Source organism: Candidatus Harpocratesius sp., assembly GCF_054039255.1.
The window spans coordinates 80,239-101,519 of sequence record NZ_JBPLBG010000034.1 but is presented as its reverse complement, the minus strand read 5'-3'; the positions used below and the strand labels follow the sequence as shown (position 1 = coordinate 101,519).

Sequence of the window (21,281 nt, the reverse complement as noted above, 5' to 3'; positions counted from 1 at the left end):
AGAAAGGATTTTATTATTAAGAAATTATACTGATGTTTAATCGGAAACTCGTTTTTAGAGTTCTTGGAGAATTTGGTAAGACTCCACTATTTTTTCCTTCAAAGATTTTAATTTTTCTTTTAATTTTCTAATTTCAGTTGAATTTGATCTTCTTTCATTTTCCTCCTGGCTGTTCAAGTTACTTTTGTGATTTTCATGCATTACCACTAGCTGCCCATCTCTAATTCTAAAAATTCGATTAGCGATTCTCTCTACTGCAGGATCGTGCGTTACAATAATCAAACATTTATCGGGGTATTGTTTCATAATTGATTGAAATAAATCCAATATTTCTTCACATGTTTCTGTATCTAAATTTCCTGTAGGTTCATCAGCAATAATTATATCTGGATTGTTAATTAAGGCAGCAGCGATTGCTACCCTCTGCTGTTCTCCACCACTTAATTCTCCGGGTTTATGTTTTGCACGTTCACTTATTTTGGCTAAACTAAGTAATTTTTGCGCCTTTTCACGACGAATTTTAGCCGAAACGCCTTGAATTAATAAGGGAAGGGCAACATTTTCTTCCGCATTGAGTGTAGGGATTAAATTCATAAATTGAAATACTACACCAATTCGTTCACGCCGAAATAATTCGACTTCTCTTTCATTCATTTTTGCCAGTGAATAAGTGGCTGGTGTTCCATCTTTATTGCCATAAATTAACACATCTCCTGCGCTTTGTCGATCTAGACCTGCGATAATATTTACCAACGTGGTTTTTCCGCAACCACTTGGGCCTTCAATAATCACGATTTCACCGGGATAAATTTCAGCATTCACGCCTCTGAGAGCAAGAACTTCTAATTGACCCTGTTTATAAATTTTAACTAGATCTTTTATTTCGATTTTTGGTGTTTGAGCCATGAAATCACATTTTTTCGTTTTTTTTTTTTTGAAATTGACTTAAATTGGTTTTTAAGTCTTTTTTTGTTCTTGTTTTTTTTTTTATTCCCAACATTATTTTAGACTAATTAAAAAAATGGAGTAGATTTTGAATTTTTTATTTTCGTTATTTTCAATTATACAAATTGCTGTATTAATAGACATTTTTTAAACAATATTGAGCTTTAGTAAACAGTGTTATTCAACACTAAGCATTACGAAGTATTTCAGTTATTTTTCCGATTTCAGAATGTTTGGTTTCCTGGTATGTTGTCCAAATTGTTGCAATTGCAAAGAGAACCAATATTAATCCAAATTCAATCGCAATTTGACCTGCTGGAATTATATATTCACGTTGAATTCCTGTTAATTGGCTAAAAGGATCTAGGCTATCGAATTGCCGATTCATAATAAAACCGATTAAAAATCCAAGCGATCCCACTATGATACCTAATAAAAATATGACTAATCCTTCCATAAATTGAAGTTTAAATAAATCACTTCGCAGTACGCCCCTCACTCGCATTAAAGCCATTTCTCTTCGCTTCTCTAAAACAGTCATAAAGGTAACCACAAAGATCCCCATACCAGAAATAAAGAGAAGAAAAGGAAATTGAAAAGCCATTAGATCCAACGCGCTGATCATTGCACCATGATTTTCTTGAATGCTAAGTAAAACTTCTTCTAGAATTGTAACTGATTTTATTTCATTAAGGAATGTATTTGCGAGGTTATGGCCTATAATTGTGGCATTTTGAGTAAGATATGGATTTTCAACAAGAGAGATTAAATAATTAAATGAAAGACCTGTATAATTTCCCAGCATATAGGAGTCGACATAATCTCGGTTTACGACAACAGAAATACTCCGGATGCTATTTAGTTGAGCAATACCTGGTAAAATTTCAAGATATCCCACAATTTTGAAAGGTATGGAAATATACAAACCTTCAATTGTGGAAAAAACTAACGATATGATATTTCCAATTTTAAAACCCATCTTTTCTGCCCAAATTTGTGAGATCAGCACACCATCTAAATTTTCACTCAGTTGAATAAAATCTTCATCTACATCTCCATCTGGAGAATATCTATCATCTAACTTTGCGATTGATTTATATTCTGTTGCGTTGAGAAGCTTGGGATAGACAACTTGTTGACCAGAACCAAATAGTTGAGCACTTACCGCTCCCACAGGTGTTATTGCAGCAAAATCGTCTGAAAAATTATATAATGTATTTTGAAAATCTTTCCATTCATCCAAATTAGTTTGAATTCGAAGATCTGCACCGGTTCGAATATAAGCTTGATCGTATTCGTATTGGACTTGACTGGCAGTAATGATTGCAGAAGAGATTCCAAAACATACCGTTATACTAAGAATGAATACCAAACGGGTTGTTCGGCGGGGATTTCGAATTATATTAGTAGCAACAAGTTCTCCCTTTTCTCCTATTAGTAATCTTCCCAAAAAACGGGAAATTATATATAACCGAGGGACTGATCTTCCAATTAAAAGTTTGACTAGTCCATAAGTTAATAAAAATGGAGAGATCCACATCAGTGCAGTTGCAAGAGTATTCAAAGCTTTATAGAGTACAGATAGTATTCCAGAAGAAACTGAAGAACTAAGATCCAACTCTATTAAAATAATTGGTATTAATCCAATCAAGATAGCGATCCAATCAAATTTTCTCTTTTCAGTTTTTTGAGCAATTATTTCAGAATAATGACTTGTATATTCGGTTACAGTGAGCTGGCTCATTTCTCTAAAAGATTTACTTAAACTAATAAGAGTAACTGCTATCCCTGCGAAAGTTACTCCAATAACTAATGGAAAACTTATTTGCAAGGTTTGCATCTCTAAAAATTCAGAAAATTGAGCTCCCAAGATGATTTTTACAATTCCATAAGAGGTTCCTAATCCAAGAAATGAACCTATAATTCCTGCAATTAAACTCATTTGTGTTGCTTCTTGAAGGAGCATTATAATATTTTCTCGACTCGTGCTTCCTCGTGTTTTAAGCAATCCTAATTCGCGCCTGCGTTGAGTTAAGCTAAGTTTATAAATAGTATCTGTTAAAAATACTCCCAACATTACCGTTGGTAGGCTAACAACCAAACTTAGAACTTCAAACAGTGCCAGATCGGATTGAATTTCATCAATCATCGCTGAAACATTATCAGTAATAATTATTTCTGGATCAGCCAATGTAAGGATTAATTGATTTTTCAACATGGAAATATATGTATTTAATGCTTCTTCGTCTAAAACAGGAAGATTTTCGTGATTAAGCGTTATTAAATAGCGAGTTTTAATAGTTTCAGAAAAATTTTGTGGAGTTGGACTGCTTAACTTTGAGATGATTTCTTTACTATCAAGAAGATCTGCAATAATGTAATGGCGATTGATAAAGGAACGCTGTAGATACTGAGAAAGAATCGTATTGATTAACCCACTATTTTTATTTTTTGAAGTTAGGGTAAGTTGATAATCATCCGGAAAAAAAGCAGTAAGCATCTGATTAAAATCTTGAATTTCAAAAATTCCTGCTACTTTTAATCCAGTATAATTGTAAATTGATGAATCTTGCCAAAATGAAAATGCATTGAATGAATCACCCATGGAAAGATTATATAAAAGTGCCATTTCTGAGTCGATTAATACTTCATTTGGTCCTAATTCATATGAAAACGAGTTTTGAAAAGAGAACATATTCTTAAACTCATTATTAGCAAGATTTTCTGGGTTAATTCCCATAATTGTAAATTGATCTATTGAATTATTGACCGTTGAGTCTGGCGAATATGTTTCATTTACTTCAATTGCAATTCCTCTTTGATTTCTTATTGATTCAGGAAGAAACGAATTTGTTGGAGGTTCTTTTAAAAAAACTCTCGTAACTGTCGGAATCAATTGATTAAGTACTCCTAGATCATCACTCTCACTCTTTACTGAATTAAAACCACCTTCTATTTCTGAGATTGAATGTTCTGTAGAAATATCAAGAATAAAATCAAATTGAATATCATTTAATCCATTAGAAATTCCATATTTCATTAATCCTGAACTTGCAACGAAAATTCCGCTGATTAAAGTGATACTTACAATTATTCCGAGCATAATTGATGAGGATCTTTTCGGATTCCTCCAAAATTGTTGGAATGTATATTGAATTGAAGAGAAAAATGTCATTTAAGCACCTGTTTATAAAGATTATGGGGTAATAAAGAATTTTGATGAAATCAATATTGAATTCGATAATTTTCTACAATATAAAAAGTGTGAGGAACCTTTGGTGCGGAAGCGATAGTTGATCACTTCTTTACAAATCTTTTCCTAAAATCATGAACTTTAATATTAAAATTATGACGATTTTTTACAATGTTTGATTGAAAAGATCTCTTAATTTTTCCAAAACATAAGGCTTTTGAATTTGACCAATAAAACCAAAATCTGCGAAATTAGGAATTAAAGTTCCACTTGAAATAACTGCTTTAACTGAAGGATCAATTTTCTGTAATTCCTTCAAAGTTTCTTTTCCTGTTATTCCTCCAATGATAATATTATCTAAAATTACTAAATCAAATGGTTCTTTTTTATTCATTGCTATTTGATACGCTTCAATACATGATTTACTATTTGAAACGATATTTGCTGCTATTTCGAGGGTTTTCATCATTTTCAAGATTATTTTTTGGATTTTATTGTTATCCTCCATTATTAAGATGCGCTTGCTAGGAAATATTTTTTCTTTTTTATCAGGTAATATTTTTTTTCTTTTTATATTTACATTAGAATTTAAAGGTAATAAAATAAAAAATGTTGTTCCAAATTCAAGAGAACTGGTAAAGAACAAATAGCCCTCATGTTTTTTGATAATTGAAAGGGAAGTGGGAAGTCCAATTCCTGTTCCAGTTGATTTTGTTGAAAAATAGGGATCAAAAATTCGTGAAGCGATTTCTGGCTTAATTCCTTCACCTTGATCAGTAATTGAGATTGCAACATAATCTTGAATTTTCTCAATTTTGGTAGAGTATTTTTTTATTATTTCATCTGCTGGAATTATATAAGATTTAATATGAATTTCACCCCCATTTAGCATGGATTGTTCTGCATTAATTAAAATATTGATGAGTACTTGTGAAATTTGACTTTTATTACATATTACAAGAGGTAATTTTTTATTGAGATCATATGTAAAAATACATGAGGTGCCATGAGAGACAAATTTGACTGCAGAATGGATGATCTGGTTGATATCATTTACTTCTTTATTTGAAAATGTGTTTTTATCATAAAACATCAAAGAATTGATTGTATGCTTCGCATTGTTAATTGCATTCTCAACATCTTCTAACATTTCCCGAATTGAAGGCGAATCTAATTCTTCTTTAATAAGATTTAAATTCCCACCAATTATCATTAATGCATTATTTAAATCATGAGCAATTCCACTTGCCATTAACGATAGTGCTTCATATTTCTGATTTTGCAGTTGAATTTCTTCCATTTTTAACCAATGTGTGAGATCTCGAGTAATTGCTACAAAACCAATAGGTTTTTTCTTTGAATCATAAATAACACTAGCAGAAATTTCGCCTGGAAAAGTAGTTCCATCGAATCGTTTTAATGTATAAAAAGCATTTTTTAAATTTCCTGTCTTAAGTATTTTTTCCATATTATGTATAGCTAAATCTTGATCTTTTTCATCTATTAGATCCAATGAATTCAGGCCAATAACATCATGCTCTGAATTTGCTCGATGTAATTCTACTGTTGCTGGATTGCAATTAATAATTATTCCGTTGAGATCAGTAGTCGTTATTGCATTTGGGGATGAATTTAAGGTTATGCGTAGAAATTCGCAACTTTTTTCTAAATTATGTTGAATTTCCAGCAAATTAGTTATATCCATCCCAGAACTTAATGTTCCAATAATTTTTCCTTCTGAATTCCGAATAATAGAATTATGCCATTTGATTGTACGTAATTCTTTATTTTTTGTTAGAATGGAGTTAGTGTGATATTTTACAGGTTCAATTTCATTTTTCATCAAGCGATAAAATACGTCCCGAGTGGTAGTTGCTTCATTCTTTGGAAGAAAATGATCAAACCAAGATAATCCAATAATTTCATTTTCAGTTACTCCCAATAGATTTTGACCAAATTTATTCAGCAGTTTTATTCTACCCATAGAATCTAGTTCTAATATAATAACTCCAACTATATCTAAATATTTTAGAACTTCTTTAGTTGTTATTTCGCTAATTTGTTTGTTTTCATTGATAAAAGGGTTAAATCTGATGCAAATTAAATATTTTTTTTCATTTTCCCATAGAATTTCACACACATTTATTTTCACTTTGATATAAGAACTTCTTTTATTAATCTTAGTTTTTATTGATACTTCTTTAAATTCTCGTGATTTCTGCATATTTGAAAGATATTGTGATAAGAAATCTTGTTCAAGGTCGAATGAATGTAAAAAATTTTTCTTTTCATGAAGATTAATTTCAGGGAAAATATCAATTAGATTCATTTGAAAAAGATCAAATTTAGAATATCCTGTTTTTTCTAAAAATTGAGAATTTATATAAATAATTTTCCCATTGCGCTCAATTACTAGAAAACCATCAAACGATGATTCAAAATACGACCTTAGTGAATCTATAATCATTTTTCTCCCCAATAATAATTGTATTGGTTGATACATACAATTTAAAATAAATTTCTATAAAAAGAATAGAATACAAAAATATATATATCTTCTTATGTCATTTGAGATACATTTTTGATTGAACAGTTAATTCTTAAAAAATATTAAAAAAAGAAAAATTACAAGATTTTAAATTGCACTTAGATGTTCAAAAATAACCTTTATTCCTAAAATTATTAATTCGCTAGATTTGTGATTTTTTATTCCTTCATTAATCATGCTACCACCAATAAATCCTAATAATAATAGTGCGAACCAATGATCAAAAGGAGCAAGTAAATTAGCAAAAAACGTTCCAGCAAAATAACCAATTATTGGAGTTAAAGCTTGAATAATTGCAAAAATAAAAGCAACCTTCATGGACATATAAATTTTTCGAGGAGTATTCTGTAATCCACAAGAAACAGCAAGTGCCAAGCGATCCATACTTAAGCTGATGCTAACTAGAAGCATTGAAATAGTATTACCAGCAACAGATATTTTTATTTCAATTTTCTTTAATTTAATACAGAGAAATTAATTAATTTTTTCAAAAAGGACTAATTCAAATTTAAATAATGATAATTTGTAAAGAAGAATTGAATCATTTGAAATAATTTGTCAAATTTCTCCTTTTTTCCATCTTTTCTGTTATAAGTGATTTTTCATCATAGCTTTCAATCTTTTCTAAGCGTTTCTTTAATTTTTCAATCTCTTTTTGTTGTCCGATTAAAATTGAAAGAAATAATACTTCAGAAATCAGCGGACGGGCGGCTAACGATCCTGCATCTGAGCGTTTTCGAGCTTCAAGCATTATTTTATCCATTAAAGGTCTTTCTACTGGATTTAATCCTCGTCTGTATTCTTTCCAAGATTGAATCTCTTGTTCTAATGCTGGACGAAATGATGGAATTGTACGACCCATATAGATATTAACGCTATCAGATACTCAAATGGACACACCCACAAGATTTTTTGATTTTTATGAACGTGATTAAAAATGGTAGAAAATTATGTAATATTTTTTACAATACTTATTTAACAAAAAACGAAAAATTTCTTAAAAAAATTATTCGCACTGAAAATGAAAAAGAATTAGACTGATTTTATTAAATGAGCCCATATCGGAGGAACTTTTGAATTTGATCCATGTAATTTTGCTAAAATATATAAAAAAATGGCTTTTATCGGGTTAATTGGAACCAATTTTACTGTATCTACGTGCATTAAATACAATAATGCTGCAGTAGTCTCTGCTAAGTTATTACAACCTCCGCTACAATATACATTCCTTTTTCCTAATCGAGCAATAAGACGATCTTTAACTTCTTCAAGAGCACAATGCCCAGCAATAAACACTTTTCCTTCAATTTTATCGATTTCTTTTAGATCCAAACCCTTTCCAGCAACAAAGGTAAATCCTCCTTTTCCTCCATAATCTAAATAGAGAATCTGAAGTAAAGATAATGGATTATTTCGGCACCCTTCTTTGCACCATAATTCTTTACCTGTAATCCATTTTACATCAGATGGAAATTTTTGGATAAGATCAGTCTCATATTTTGTTGAATATGGGGTTAAATCACCAATTACTTGAATATCGTCTATACTACGAACTCCATCGCTTAAATCTCTCTTGATTGCAATTTTTAAATGTGGAATTTCATCTGGGGTTAATCCAAAGATTCTTGCTCCAACGATATCAGTGGCAATAATATTATCTCCTCCAATCAAAATTCTAAAGGGGATTATCATTTCATTTGCCAATGCTTGTGCAGGATAATGCCCATGAACTGTGCCTTCAATACCTTCAATTAGCGTAAAATCTGGTTGAATGTATTCTAAAACATCTACCAACTTCTCGTGCAATCTGAAATTATGATCTGCACTGCGATCTTGGTGAACAGGTAATCCCCATTGATTTTTTATCCCAAGAGTTACTCCAGACATTGAATGCGTTTTTAATTTTGGGAGATTTATGTAAATTACTTCTTCTCTTTTATCTATTAATTTTTCAATTAGAAAATTTGGCAAATGAAATGTTTGAAGATCATATTTGTGTGACTGGTTGATTTCATTTTCTATCTTTTTAATTTTTTCTTTTACTTTATTGTAATTATTAGATTGTTTGAAAGGAAGGCGAGAAGTGGGAAGCTCATCCAAATATATTGGTATGGCACCAGTTCTTTTGCATACTTTATCATAACCTACAGTTGCAAATACAATTCGTGTGAAATTACCTTGAGTTGAATTTTCAATTACATATATTTTTTTCTTTCCAAATGCTTGTAAATATCGAATTGTGGCTTCTAAAACTAATGGACGAGTATAACAATATGGATTTCCATCAATTCCGTTAACTTTAATTAATATTTCATTTCTTTGATTAATCTTTTGGTGAAAATCAACAAATGGTTCAAATATTTTATTCAGATGATTTTGAAGGATAGAAATAAATGGTTCGCGCTCAGATTTCGAAAAATGAAGCGGATAAAGGTGTTTTTCGTTTGGAAGTTTTAATTTTTCAATTGCAACTGATGGTTTGGTGATTATTGTCATTAATTTTATATTAATGGATACTTATTTTAAAGTACGCTTTTTTATATTAATAAAATCCTCACTTTGAATAATGCTTTCTGGCCAAAATCGTTTTATTTTTAAAATTGTATGTTCATGTCTTTTTGGAAATATATCTGCACAAAAATCATAAATAAAATAAACTTTTGAATTCATAAATTTCTTTAAAGATTTCCATGTTTGATACACACATACTCCAGACGAAGTTCCAAATACTCCAATAATATCAAATTTATTTTTCATTAAAAAATTTTGAAATTCAACGTTTTGCAAGGCATCATATCCATGTTTTTCAAATTCAACATAGTTTTCTGGAAGATTCACCCATTTCATGAATTCTCTACCATGTGTATTAATTAATGCATGTGGAATCTCTTTTGAATTAATAAATTGTCCTGGAAAATGACAATCACGGATAAAAATAATGAAAGTTTGATTTTCAGAGCACCATTGAATAAAATTATTTATTTTGATTCTTTTTTCCCATGTTAATTGATTTACTGGTAATGGTGCATTGGGATTTAGTTCTATAGGAGAAAAATCTTGAATTAAATCAACTATAACAATTGCTTTTTTTAAATTGTCATTTTTACTAAAGTTACTTTCAATCATTTTTTTTCTTATTCTACTTGTGATGAAAAGGATATTGTTCGTATGTCATTGATAAAATGACAGGGAGAATTTTCGAGAATATATGAAAAAGAACACGGCATTGGTGTTCCATCGGTATCAAAAGCTAAAAATTCTTGTCCAGCTTTACATTTATTTGATTTTGATTCGTACGAAGCCAAGCAACAATCTCTAGCTACTATAATACCTTTCTCAAATGCTTTTATTAAAAAGCTGTGAAGTGTTCTAATAAATGGTATCCGTAAAGGACTGAATGGACGTGCCTTTCGCTTAATTGAAAGCAGATATACAATTTGTAAATCATATTTTTCTAAAAAATCACATAAATATTCAAGATCTAAATAATTATCTTCAGATATTACAAAATTAATAATAACTTGAATAGCAGAATCTTGATACATTTTAAGATTCTTTAATATTACTGGTGGAATTCCATCGTTTAGCAAGTTTGGATAGCGTAAAGTATCCAATGATAATGATATTCCACTAACAAGTTGTTCTACTTGAAAGAAATTCTTAGGCATTTTCACCCCATTAGTTGTGTAGTTAACATGCTTCAAGAATGGTTGTTCCTTTGCATATTGAATGAATTCCAGAAATTCAGGATGTAATGTTGGTTCACCGCCGCCTAAAGCAATTTGATGAGGACGATATTTCTGTAGAATCAATTTAAATGTATTGAAAGACATCTCTTGATTTTGAAAGAGATTTTGATAGCAATAATCTGCACAACGCGCTTCTGGGATGATGTTGCAACGATGATTAATATGGATTTGTCCTAAATAGAGTGATTTCTTATTATAAAATAAATGATTATTCTTCATGCTTATGTATCCTTCATAATTATATTTTAAAATACACAAATATCTTCATAATTGCTTAATGCATTTTTTGTACTTTATTTTCATGATCATCATTTGTGTTATTCACATAAAAAAATTGTTAATATATTTAAAATAGTCGATAAATAATTCAAATATTCATATTTCATTTCTTATGGACCCTTTATTCTAAAATGTAATTCTTCATCAAAATCTAGAAATCAAGAAATGCTTTTTAAAATATAAATTAAATATTTTAAAAATCTTCCTTTTTCCATATTTTTCCAATTCTTTTTGAAGATCATTTCATGCATTATATTTAAATAAAATCTCTTGTTTTAAAAAATAATTAAAAAAAAGTAGAAAAAATCCCTCGATTGTTTTTTTTTGTTTCCAACAATTCCAACAATTATTCTTGCCTCATAACACAGAATAAATAAACGAAAAGTATGAAATCAACCGTTCTAGCGCCACAAATAAGATAAATTGCAGCTTAAAAATTACATCTGGATCTTTAGGTGCAATTACAATATTTATGGGCTCATTTCTTTTCGTTTTAGGAACTTCAATAGTTTTCGAACTCATGGTAATTCCTTTTTTTCTAGGTAAGAATTAATTTTAATTCTATGTGAAACACTATTTATACCTTCCGTTAAAGCATATAAAATTGGCCCAATCTGGAAGTTCTCGTTCTCAGATTTAGCAAGAAAAACAAAATTAGTTAAGAGAAAGGTTTTTTTGCATGGCAAAAGTTCGAGAATTATTTCCCAATTAATATATCATCTCTATAAAAAAAAATGTAAAATTAAAAAATTGTCGCCGCTGAGAAGATGCTAAATTTGTATACTGTTTTTTTTTATAATATTTAAAACCAATCTACACCCGCCATCGCATGTAAGCAGGACCTAAAAAGCAAATACAAAGTGCAGGAACAAGAATGAACAACCCTCCCCAACCTTGACTAAAAATTTCGATTACTATACCCCATAAAAGCATCTTTGGAATTCGAAGTTTTCCTAAGATAATTACATCATTCACTAAGAATGTGTAATTTTTGGCACCAATTTTCCTTGAAAAGGGAATAACGATTAAATACAAAAGTATTCCAGTAAGTATTGCTCCGATTATCATCCAAATACCAGATGCAATTGCGGCACCTCCGATATTTGTCCCCCATGTTCTATTTAATGCAAAACCCCCTACGATTGAAATAATTCCGTAGATTAAATATGCTAATATATTCGCAATCAGCACAATCCATGACCACTTACCCATAAATACCATGTATTTCTCAATAGTATTCCATACATTTACATTAGTGTTTTCATAAGGAATTGTTCCTGGTTCATTACTAGTTCTGGTCTTTTGAGATTTATCTAATTCAGCCTTAAAATCAAATCCACATTGGGAACAAACTGTATTTCCATTCATCTGTGCCCCACAATTAGGACAAAATTTCTGTTTTGTCGACATTTTATCATCACGTGATTTAACATTAACTAGTTGGTTATTTTATTTAAGAATACTTTTTATATAATTTAAGATTTCTCCGTTTCTTAACGAAATCATAAAAATTTTAGAATATTGAAAAGTAATATACACGAATCTACTTAATATGCACAATCAAATATAAATTAATAAACTTTTTCCCTTTTTTGTCAATCTTTAATTATTTTTAAAAACGGAAATCGTAGTTTTAGAAGTTGTTGTGTATTTTCAATTCCATCCAAATTAAGGAAATTATCCTTATAAATATAAGGAAATTCTTGATTAAATTGTATTAAGAATTGTTTCATTGCATTAGCTAAAATTAAAGTGGGTTGTTCAGTTGCAACAACAACCATAATAGAATTATCAGTAAAGAATAAAAGTGAGAAATCATCACTGTGGATCATTTTTATTGGGTGCTCTGATTGAAAAAGTGATTTAAAAATTGAATGAAATGCTGAAAAGATACCACTAAGAATACTATCTTGAATTATCTTTTCTTTAGAAGTTCTAAAACTTGCTTTGTAAATCTTCAAACCTGACAAAGTATAAATACCTAAGAAATAGATATCGTGCGGAAGTCGAATAATATACTTAATATTGATAATATAAAGTATCAAAAAGGTAATAATTGATACAAGAGCGAGTAAATTACAAATTAACATTACAGGAGATAAGCCAGTTAGGTCTAGATGTGAAATATTTTTGCTTGGAAGGAAAAAGACTAAATTCCAAATCTCACGATAAATCCGTGGAATAAATCCGAGCATCATAAAGAATTGAGTTCCCATAAAAACAAATGCTAAAGATTCTTTTGTTTTTTTAAATATTTGCATGTAAATAATGACACCTTGAATACCGAATACATAAAATCCAAGTATATCATAAGCCAATCTTGCCATAGTTACAACAATTGTATCATCTGTATAAGAAACAGTAGGATAATAAAAAAAATGCAACCACACACCAATAAACATAATAGAAACTAAACTAGAGACAAAAACTAAACTGACAATTGATGGCGTGACTCTTACCAAAGAATCTAAAAACATGAACATGAAAAAAAGATAGAAACAAAAAAAAGTGATATGAATAGCAAACATAAAATTCATCATTTTATAATTGCCAGCATTTTCAAATTGATACATTATATTTTCAAAAGTTATACCTAAAAAGGAAGATGTAATTGAAATGAATAGATACGAAACATAATATTGATATTTAACACCTTTCACAATCAAAATGATTACGATTAATCCAATAAAGAATGTTCCAATCCAATTTAGTAATAAGTTGAAATCCAGATTTCTTCTCTCCACAAGATGTTTTATTCCGAATATAGGCACAAATTTTTTATTTACTTGAATTTAATTTTATAATGTAAACAATTCTCACATTTCTTACGTTTATAGGCAATTTTAGATTGTAATTAAATGGATTTACAATCATTGTTTTGATTTTTAAGTGACATTTAATTAGCTTGAAGTTTGATCGCCCATATATGATAATATATAGTAACACCTATCTATTTTAAACAATTTCTAATTCTATTCTTCGAAAATTACGAATTTGTAGTAAAAAGAAAATTTAGTTTTATAACTTCCATATCAGATTTAACACAAATGGCTAAATCTAAATTAAAAAAAAACAAGGTTGATGGTAGAATATCCATAATATTTATATATAACTTGGATAAACTACCAATTACAATTAATTCGAGAATTAAGACGACAACGAGATATTCGCGAAAAATTGATATAAAAGAAATCTAGTAAATTAGAAACTTTTGACTATAATTCTTGACTTAATTGGGGGAATCTCTTTTCTCCTAAATTAAGATATTGTAATTTTCGATTGAAAAGGGAAAAATTTGTTAATGTGATTAATATGAAAGGAAAAAAAATACAACTTGCTCTTGTGTTATCAACAGTGATTTTGGTTTCAATGATTTCAACAATCACAATAAGATCAGTATCTGCAACCAAAATTAATTCACCAAGAGCATTTAGTTTAGCAACTCAAACTACAGATACTTTTTCAGGTAGCGTAGCTCGATATGAAGTTGATTATTATGAGGTAAAAAATGTTGAGCCGGGGCTAATGGAACTATCTGTTTCATGGGGGAATAGCTATGATATTGATTGCTACATCTGCACAACTGCAGATTATACCAATTATTTAGCACGTGGATATACAACCAGTAATCCAGAAACATGTTCCTATAATATACAAACTGCAGGGACCTATTATATTGCAGTTCGTATGTATACATGGTATGCATCTAGTACAAGTTATACTGCCACAGTCACCTATTATTCAGGTAGTACTGGAGGAGATACAGTTTCACCTTCAGTGACAATTACTGATCCAGCAAATGGAGCGACTGTTAGTGGATCAATTTCTATTACAGCAAGTGCTTCAGATAATGTCGGTGTAGATTATGTTCAATGTAGATTAGATTCAGGAACATGGGTTCAAGATTCTACAAGTCCATATTCTTGGTCTCTTGATACTACTACAATTTCAGATGGCTCTCATACAATTTCTGTTGAAGCATATGATGCTGCTGGAAATGTTGGAACAGATTCAATTACAATTAACGTTGACAATTCTGGGAGCACAAACAACCAACTTATAAGCGGGCAAACAGTAACCAGTAACTTAGCGGCTCAATACGATACAGAAATGTGGTACATAATTGTAAATGATGGTGCCACATCTATGCGAACAGTTTTAACTTGTGGAAGTGCAGATTTTGATGTTTATGGAAGATTAGGAGCAGAACCAACAACTACAACCTACGATTGGCGCGGATATACAAGTGGAGGAGAAGATGTTACATTTAATAATCCAGGAGCAGGAACATGGTATATAATGGTGCGTTCATATTCTGGAACCGGTGATTATCAATTGACAGTTACTGTAGAAGAACCTCTACAACCAAATCCAGATCCTGAAAAAATTGCAGTTTTCTTCTGGGCTAGTGATGCAGGTGCACAGTGGATTATTGATGAATATTGGGGTGTGTTACAAAATGAAGGATATAGTGTTATTTTCAATTTTGAAGACACAAGCGATTTCGCAGCTGATTTTGCCACTGTTGATAACTACGTTGGAAGTGAAGATACAGTATTTTTCTATCTTTTCGGACATGGAAATAATGATGGAACTGATTCATATACCGCGTTTGCACCCAGTAGTAGCTTTGTATATTCAAGTCAATTCCGAACATTAATGGATGGAATTGATACAGTACGCAAGGCGTTTCTTATTGAATCATGTCATTCTGGTGGTTTTCCGGAAGATTTTCAAGCTGCCCCATATTTAGCAATGTCTACTTCTGACCAAACACATAATGCTTATGCAGTTGGAAGTCTACCAAATGAAGGTATATTCTCAAATGCATTTTTCAATCACGTTGCTGATGGATATAATGCAGTAGATTCATTTAATTATGCCCGACAAGTCGTTTTTGATGGAGCAACCAGTGATGAATACATGCAGTATCCTTTGATTTCTGATTATTCTGACTATGTCTGGTTTGCTTAAGAGTATATCTATATCAGTATGATTCTTTTTTTTTTTTTTCTTTCCTTTAGATTTTTCATTTGAACAACAGATAGTCACAAAATCAGTAAATATAGATTTACCAGAGTCATTGAAAAAGAGATTTGCCTTTCGTTTGATTGTATCGTTTCAAATTCGCAGGTTTGGGTCATAATACATGAAGTAACATTCAAAACGATATAAATTTTTCAAAAAAGAGTTGTTATGAAAAAGGATTTTTGTCGGTCATGGGTATTTGGAAATTCTCATGGAAATCAACTTTTAATGGAAAATTCTGCAAAATTATCAACAATAATTAAAAATTCTAATAATAAGGTGAAGATATAGTGTAGATTAGTTCAAATTTCCATAATTTTTTATTAATGCAAAATAAAAATTAGAGATAAAAAGTACAGAACAGTAAGAAATATATAAATATGTGAAAAACAATATGGTTTTGTGTTTGGTTTTTCATTTATGGAATCAATAACATCTCGCTATAATTAAAAAATAGACCATTCTTCTGTGAAAATGAAAATGAGCATATTATTAATGGAGTGAATTAAAAAAATGAATAAAAATAAGAAATTCAAAAAAGTTTTAAGTATTTTTCTGATTTTATCAGTATTACTCTTATCAATAAAAGATAATACCAATTTTTCTCCAAAATCTTCACAGTTAAAATCATTTACACCAAAAATACAAAGTATTGTCCCGTGGACATATTTAAATTATGGTGTGGGAACTCTGATTTGGGACTTAGATCCTCATCAAGCATGGGATAGTGGTTCGCTTAGGATAATTGGACAAGTATGTGAAGGATTATTTAGTTATAATCTTACAGATCCTGAAATGTCAATTATTCCGATCCTGGCTGAAAATATGGGTTCTTGGAGCCCAGACGGAAAACGATTTACAGTTCCTTTAAAACAAGGTGTTACTTTTCATGATGGTTCAGCCTTTACCGCTGATGATGTAAAATGGTCTTTTGATAGGTTAAATAACCTAATTAGCCTTGAGAAAGTTCAAATTAGCAATTTATATAAACCCCTCGAAAATCAATTTCCTGGAACACCTTTGGTAATAAACGAAACAATAATAGACAACCAATATCAAATAACTTTCAAGTTAAATTATCCTTATATGGCTTTTATTCCACTTCTATGCTTTTCTGGCTCGAATATTCTACCAAGTGATGCTGCTTATCCATATAATGATTTATTGAATACAACTACAGACATCCTTATCGGAACAGGACCTTATCAATACATTCAAAATACTGATGATCAAGTTATTTTAAGAGCTTATGGTAATTATCATCAAGGATGGCCTCGAGCTGCTGTTGAAGAATTAAGATTCATAAAATACGACGATTCAGAATTAAAAAATCAGGCATTACTTAATGGAGATGTTCAATTAATTGATTATGTAGATACAAATTATCTTGAACAATATCAAGAAAACCCGAATTTAAAAGTTACAGAACCTTACCTTACTTCAACGAAATTTACTATGGGTATGAATAACAATGAAATTAACCAATCAATGCGACAAGCGATTAGCTTTGCATTTGATTATGACAAAATGCTAAATGAAATTCTAAGTGATATTGGTCAAATAGGAATTAAACTTACTTCTCCTGTCCCAGAAGGAATATTATATCATAATCCAAATTTAAATTATCCAACATATGATGTTCCAAAAGCACGTCAAATACTTGTTGATAATGGAGTTGTTCCTTCAGATGTTAACATTTATGATGATATTTGGTGGCATAATAAAGCTATAAACGACCCTATTGCAACATATAATTATACATGGAATGAGGGAAATCTCTTTCGCGAAAAAATTGGAATGATGACTGCAGAGAATCTTCGAGAAATTGGAATTGACGTGAAATTATATGCTATTTCTTGGGGTGAATTTCTCACAAAATTAATTTCTCACCCAGAACAATTACAATTATTTATAATAGGATGGACACCAGATTATAATGATCCATCAAATATGATTAATCCTTTGATGAGTAATACAAGTTCAGTAAACTTTGCACAAGTGAATGATCCATATCTTCAATCGCTTATGGCCGATGGATTATCTGAAACAAATGCTACTGCAAGACGCAATATATATTATGAAATGCAACGCTATATTACTGAAGAATTAATGCCAGATATATTGCTTTTCAAACCTGTTCGTATTTATGCATTTTCTGTATTAATAGAAAAATTATCATTTAATATTATGGATTATTTCAGAGCTTACGATATAGTCCTTAGTGATTCAGATGGAGATGGCTTAAAAGATATTGAAGAGACAGAAATCTATTCAACAGACGCTTTTAACCCAGATTCTGATGAAGATGGCCTTTCTGATGGCGATGAAATCTTAATCTATGGAACAGACGCATTTAACCCCGATTCTGATGGAGATGGCCTCTCTGATGGCGATGAAATCTTAATCTATGGAACAGACGTATTTAACCCGGATTCTGATGAAGATGGTCTCTCTGATGGCGATGAAATCTTAATCTATGGAACCAATGCTTTAAGTATTGATTCTGATGGAGATAATCTTTCTGACGATGATGAAATCTTAATCTATGGAACCAATGCGTTAAGTAATGATTCTGATGGAGATAATCTTTCTGACGATGATGAAATCTTAATCTATGGAACTAATGCACTAAATTGGGACTCTGATGGCGATGACCTTTCTGATGGCAATGAAATCTTAATCTATGGAACTAATGCTTTAAGTAATGATTCTGATTCTGATGGGTTAAGCGATAAGTTTGAAATCACGATTCTTCATACAGATCCGCTTGAAATTGATAGTGATTTTGATGGTTTAAGTGATTCTTTTGAACTTTTAATTGGATGCAATCCTTTAAATAATGATACTGATTTTGATGGATTGACAGACGGAGAAGAAGTTAATATTTATTATACAAGTCCTGTTTTAGTCGATACTGATAATGATAATTTACTTGATGGATTTGAGATTGATTTTGGAACTGATCCTTTTTTATTTGATACTGATAATGATGGATATGGAGATGGAATTGAAGTTCTTTCGGGTTCAAATCCAGTAGATGCAAATGACTATCCAGATTCACAGAATGAAGATGATACAACAACAAACGACACTTCCACAGACAACACTGCATCTGATGACACTTCTACAGGTGATACTGCATCTGACGATTCCCAATCATCACCATTTGACAATATTCCTGGTTATTCTCAAGGAATTCTTATTGGAATTTCACTATTTGCTATAATACTGATTTATATTAAAAAAAAACGATAATTCCGAATTATAGATTTTTTTAATTCTTTTTTTAATTCAGTCTTTAAAGTTATGATTTATCTCACAAAAAATAACCTCTTTTTTTCTTTTTGTAAAAACTACACATTTTTTCTTATACTTTCTTGCATCTTTTATTCAATATATGGTCTCAAATTTGATTAATACATAGATAAACTAGTTTTTCATATTTTAGTGTCGATTTTAATTTGTTGCTTGCGGTAAAATTGCGAACAATTAAAAAAATATGTGCATAGATATAACTGAGTTAACTACACAGATGAATGATGATTTCTTAACGATTCATGAATGAAATTCAGCATGCCAAATCCTGTCTGTTCAAACCAACGTTTTTTATATGTTCGCGAAAGTCATCGGCTCCATCGTGCCAAATTTATGCGAGATTTTAGAGTTGTGAAAAATCCCTCAATTTCATTCTTTGCCTCATCAAAACTAATCTGATTTCTTCGAAATCTTTCACAAATTTGTAAAGCGGATTTATTACCATGAGCAGTCAAAACTAGGTGCACATGAACTAAACTCGGCCATAGTTTAGTTATTTAGCTCGCGAAAATAGATAAATGGCGTTTAACTCTCGATTTCTGAGTAAAATTCGCTCATAATGGCGTTTTACTTTTTGAAATTTCTTAGCAGGCATTAGAATTGGTAATTTTTGATCTTTTAGTTCTTTAATCAGCGAGACGCAGTAAAATTCACGCGTCATTAATGCGTAGCTCAGATTAAATCCTTGAAATTTGAGCTATTTCACAGAAAGTCCTATGTATTTTGCCCTGTATTGTTTATAACGAAGCAATCAGAACTCAGAAAACAAAGTCATACCACATCTGTGAAATACCGTGCATTGAAAGAACCCAAATTTACGGAGTCCTTGTTATTTATGAGCTTCCACTTCAAATGGTGGTTTAGGTTGCCCATAGTATGAATATTCCATGTTATCGACCAGAAGACACATCTTCGAACCTCTATACCTAATCTTCAGATTTCTTGATTTAAACGATTTAGAACATTTCTGAAAATATAATGAACATCTTTTTCTAATAATTTTCTGAAAATTTATCGATTTCCGTTTGACGAGATACTTATCTCCGTTTACAAATACCATCGCTGTAGAATTTCATTTTTAATTTGAATCTCTCCAGAAAATAATTGGTAAAAAGTTTGTTCAAGTAAACTGAGGCAAAAGCGCTTAACTACTTAGTAATTGTGGCGTATAACTTGACCAAGATGTAATCATAGAATGAATACAACCTTGGACGAAATTTTTAGGCGATTTTAGATTTACCAACTAACTTGTTAACAAAAGAATAAATTCACCATGAAGAGATAAATCTTTGAGGAAAATTAGGATTGTCGATTGTGGAATCGTCGCCTCTGTAATAGAAGACATGTTTTATCAATTGAATATTCTTCTTTCCCCGTAAAACTGTTTGAATTCTCGATTATTGGAAATTTAAGTCTATAGAATTATAAACTTGAAGACTGTTTTTTTATATGTTAAAACTAGAATTTTTAAATACCCATGACTGATATAATACTAAATAGATTTTGGTGGAAGAAGATCCATTGAAAAGTGGAAAGATCTACTACTATCTTACCTTAGGATTCGCGATGAACTAATAATCTTAAATGAAATCATTGGAAACTGTGATATATCTTTTCATATGGTGTCTAAAACCGTACCTGTTTTAATATCTTGTCAAGTAAATTTAATGTAAACAAACAAAAAAAAAGACAAAAATTAAGAACATAGGAATTTGGAAAATTTTTAAGAAAAATATTCTATAAGAAAAAAATCTTAAATCAACATTAAAATTGCTGCAATAATCAGCAATATTGCCCAAATTCCCCCTCCAAAGAGTAATCCAACAATTCCTAAGAGAAGTATTGTAATTCCGTTAAATCCAACATTAGTACGGGATTTTTTAATTATTCCTGTTGAGATTAAAGTTAAAAATCCAACAACAATAAGTATAATTGCACTTACCACAGCACTAAGAAATCCTAAACCACCCCAACCTAATGGAACATCAAATAAATTCATTCCTAAAGCTCCAAAAAGATGAAGAATACCGATGATTAGCATTATTAAACCCCCAATGATGGAGAGTATTCTTGCTAAATTTAAATATTTACCAGACATGGTATTTCTAAATACATTGCCAGAAAATATAAAGATTTACTTTTATCGATTGTTTTTCAAAACGAAGGATAAATTAAATAATTTTTATCTATTTAAAGGAGACAAAAGATATAAAATAGATAAAAA

General features: G+C 30.3%; 15 protein-coding genes. 2 read left to right on the top strand and 13 right to left on the bottom strand.

Going from position 1 to position 21,281, the window contains the following annotated elements; all coding sequences use genetic code 11:
* Positions 1-54: 54 nt before the first annotated feature.
* From ACXLDF_RS07995 to ACXLDF_RS07945, 11 genes are all read right to left on the bottom strand, one after another.
* Complete coding sequence (locus ACXLDF_RS07995; protein ID WP_457557984.1) at positions 55-906, bottom strand: ABC transporter ATP-binding protein; 852 nt, start codon at positions 904-906, stop codon at positions 55-57.
* Positions 907-1,132: 226 nt separating this feature from the next.
* Entirely contained in the window at positions 1,133-4,120 is a 2,988-nt protein-coding gene (locus ACXLDF_RS07990) for an ABC transporter permease (protein ID WP_457557983.1), read from the bottom strand.
* A 184-nt stretch (positions 4,121-4,304) separates the two neighbouring features.
* Positions 4,305-6,605 carry a hybrid sensor histidine kinase/response regulator gene (locus tag ACXLDF_RS07985; RefSeq protein WP_457557982.1) on the bottom strand — a complete coding sequence of 767 codons (2,301 nt, stop codon included), beginning with the start codon at positions 6,603-6,605 and terminating at the stop codon, positions 4,305-4,307.
* A gap of 168 nt (positions 6,606-6,773) precedes the next feature.
* A complete protein-coding gene (locus tag ACXLDF_RS07980) occupies positions 6,774-7,097 on the bottom strand; it encodes a manganese efflux pump MntP (RefSeq protein WP_457557981.1) in 324 nt (107 codons plus the stop codon).
* A 130-nt stretch (positions 7,098-7,227) separates the two neighbouring features.
* Positions 7,228-7,548: a DUF8156 family protein gene (locus ACXLDF_RS07975; RefSeq protein WP_457557980.1), complete on the bottom strand. Its 321-nt coding sequence runs from the start codon at positions 7,546-7,548 to the stop codon at positions 7,228-7,230.
* Between the two features lie 170 nt (positions 7,549-7,718).
* Positions 7,719-9,182: a DUF362 domain-containing protein gene (locus ACXLDF_RS07970; RefSeq protein WP_457557979.1), complete on the bottom strand. Its 1,464-nt coding sequence runs from the start codon at positions 9,180-9,182 to the stop codon at positions 7,719-7,721.
* A gap of 21 nt (positions 9,183-9,203) precedes the next feature.
* A complete protein-coding gene (locus ACXLDF_RS07965; protein ID WP_457557978.1) occupies positions 9,204-9,812 on the bottom strand; it encodes a cysteine hydrolase family protein in 609 nt (202 codons plus the stop codon).
* Positions 9,813-9,820: 8 nt separating this feature from the next.
* Entirely contained in the window at positions 9,821-10,654 is an 834-nt protein-coding gene (locus tag ACXLDF_RS07960) for a radical SAM protein (protein WP_457557977.1), read from the bottom strand.
* Positions 10,655-11,071: 417 nt separating this feature from the next.
* A complete protein-coding gene (locus ACXLDF_RS07955; RefSeq protein ID WP_457557976.1) occupies positions 11,072-11,236 on the bottom strand; it encodes a hypothetical protein in 165 nt (54 codons plus the stop codon).
* Positions 11,237-11,527: 291 nt separating this feature from the next.
* Positions 11,528-12,124: a hypothetical protein gene (locus ACXLDF_RS07950; RefSeq protein ID WP_457557975.1), complete on the bottom strand. Its 597-nt coding sequence runs from the start codon at positions 12,122-12,124 to the stop codon at positions 11,528-11,530.
* A 185-nt stretch (positions 12,125-12,309) separates the two neighbouring features.
* Positions 12,310-13,458, bottom strand: coding sequence for a hypothetical protein (locus ACXLDF_RS07945; protein WP_457557974.1), 1,149 nt, complete (start codon positions 13,456-13,458; stop codon positions 12,310-12,312).
* Between the two features lie 568 nt (positions 13,459-14,026).
* On the opposite strand from ACXLDF_RS07945, the gene ACXLDF_RS07940 reads away from it, so the two are divergent.
* Both ACXLDF_RS07940 and ACXLDF_RS07935 read left to right on the top strand, forming a co-directional pair.
* The gene (locus tag ACXLDF_RS07940) at positions 14,027-15,688 is read left to right on the top strand and encodes an Ig-like domain-containing protein (protein WP_457557973.1); all 1,662 of its coding nucleotides are present in this window, start codon (positions 14,027-14,029) and stop codon (positions 15,686-15,688) included.
* A 567-nt stretch (positions 15,689-16,255) separates the two neighbouring features.
* Positions 16,256-18,997 carry an ABC transporter substrate-binding protein gene (locus ACXLDF_RS07935; protein WP_457557972.1) on the top strand — a complete coding sequence of 914 codons (2,742 nt, stop codon included), beginning with the start codon at positions 16,256-16,258 and terminating at the stop codon, positions 18,995-18,997.
* A gap of 553 nt (positions 18,998-19,550) precedes the next feature.
* Here ACXLDF_RS07935 and ACXLDF_RS07930 read toward each other — a convergent pair.
* The gene (locus ACXLDF_RS07930) at positions 19,551-19,718 is read right to left on the bottom strand and encodes a hypothetical protein (protein ID WP_457557971.1); all 168 of its coding nucleotides are present in this window, start codon (positions 19,716-19,718) and stop codon (positions 19,551-19,553) included.
* Between the two features lie 1,092 nt (positions 19,719-20,810).
* The gene (locus tag ACXLDF_RS07925) at positions 20,811-21,155 is read right to left on the bottom strand and encodes a hypothetical protein (RefSeq protein WP_457557970.1); all 345 of its coding nucleotides are present in this window, start codon (positions 21,153-21,155) and stop codon (positions 20,811-20,813) included.
* Positions 21,156-21,281 lie beyond the last annotated feature (126 nt).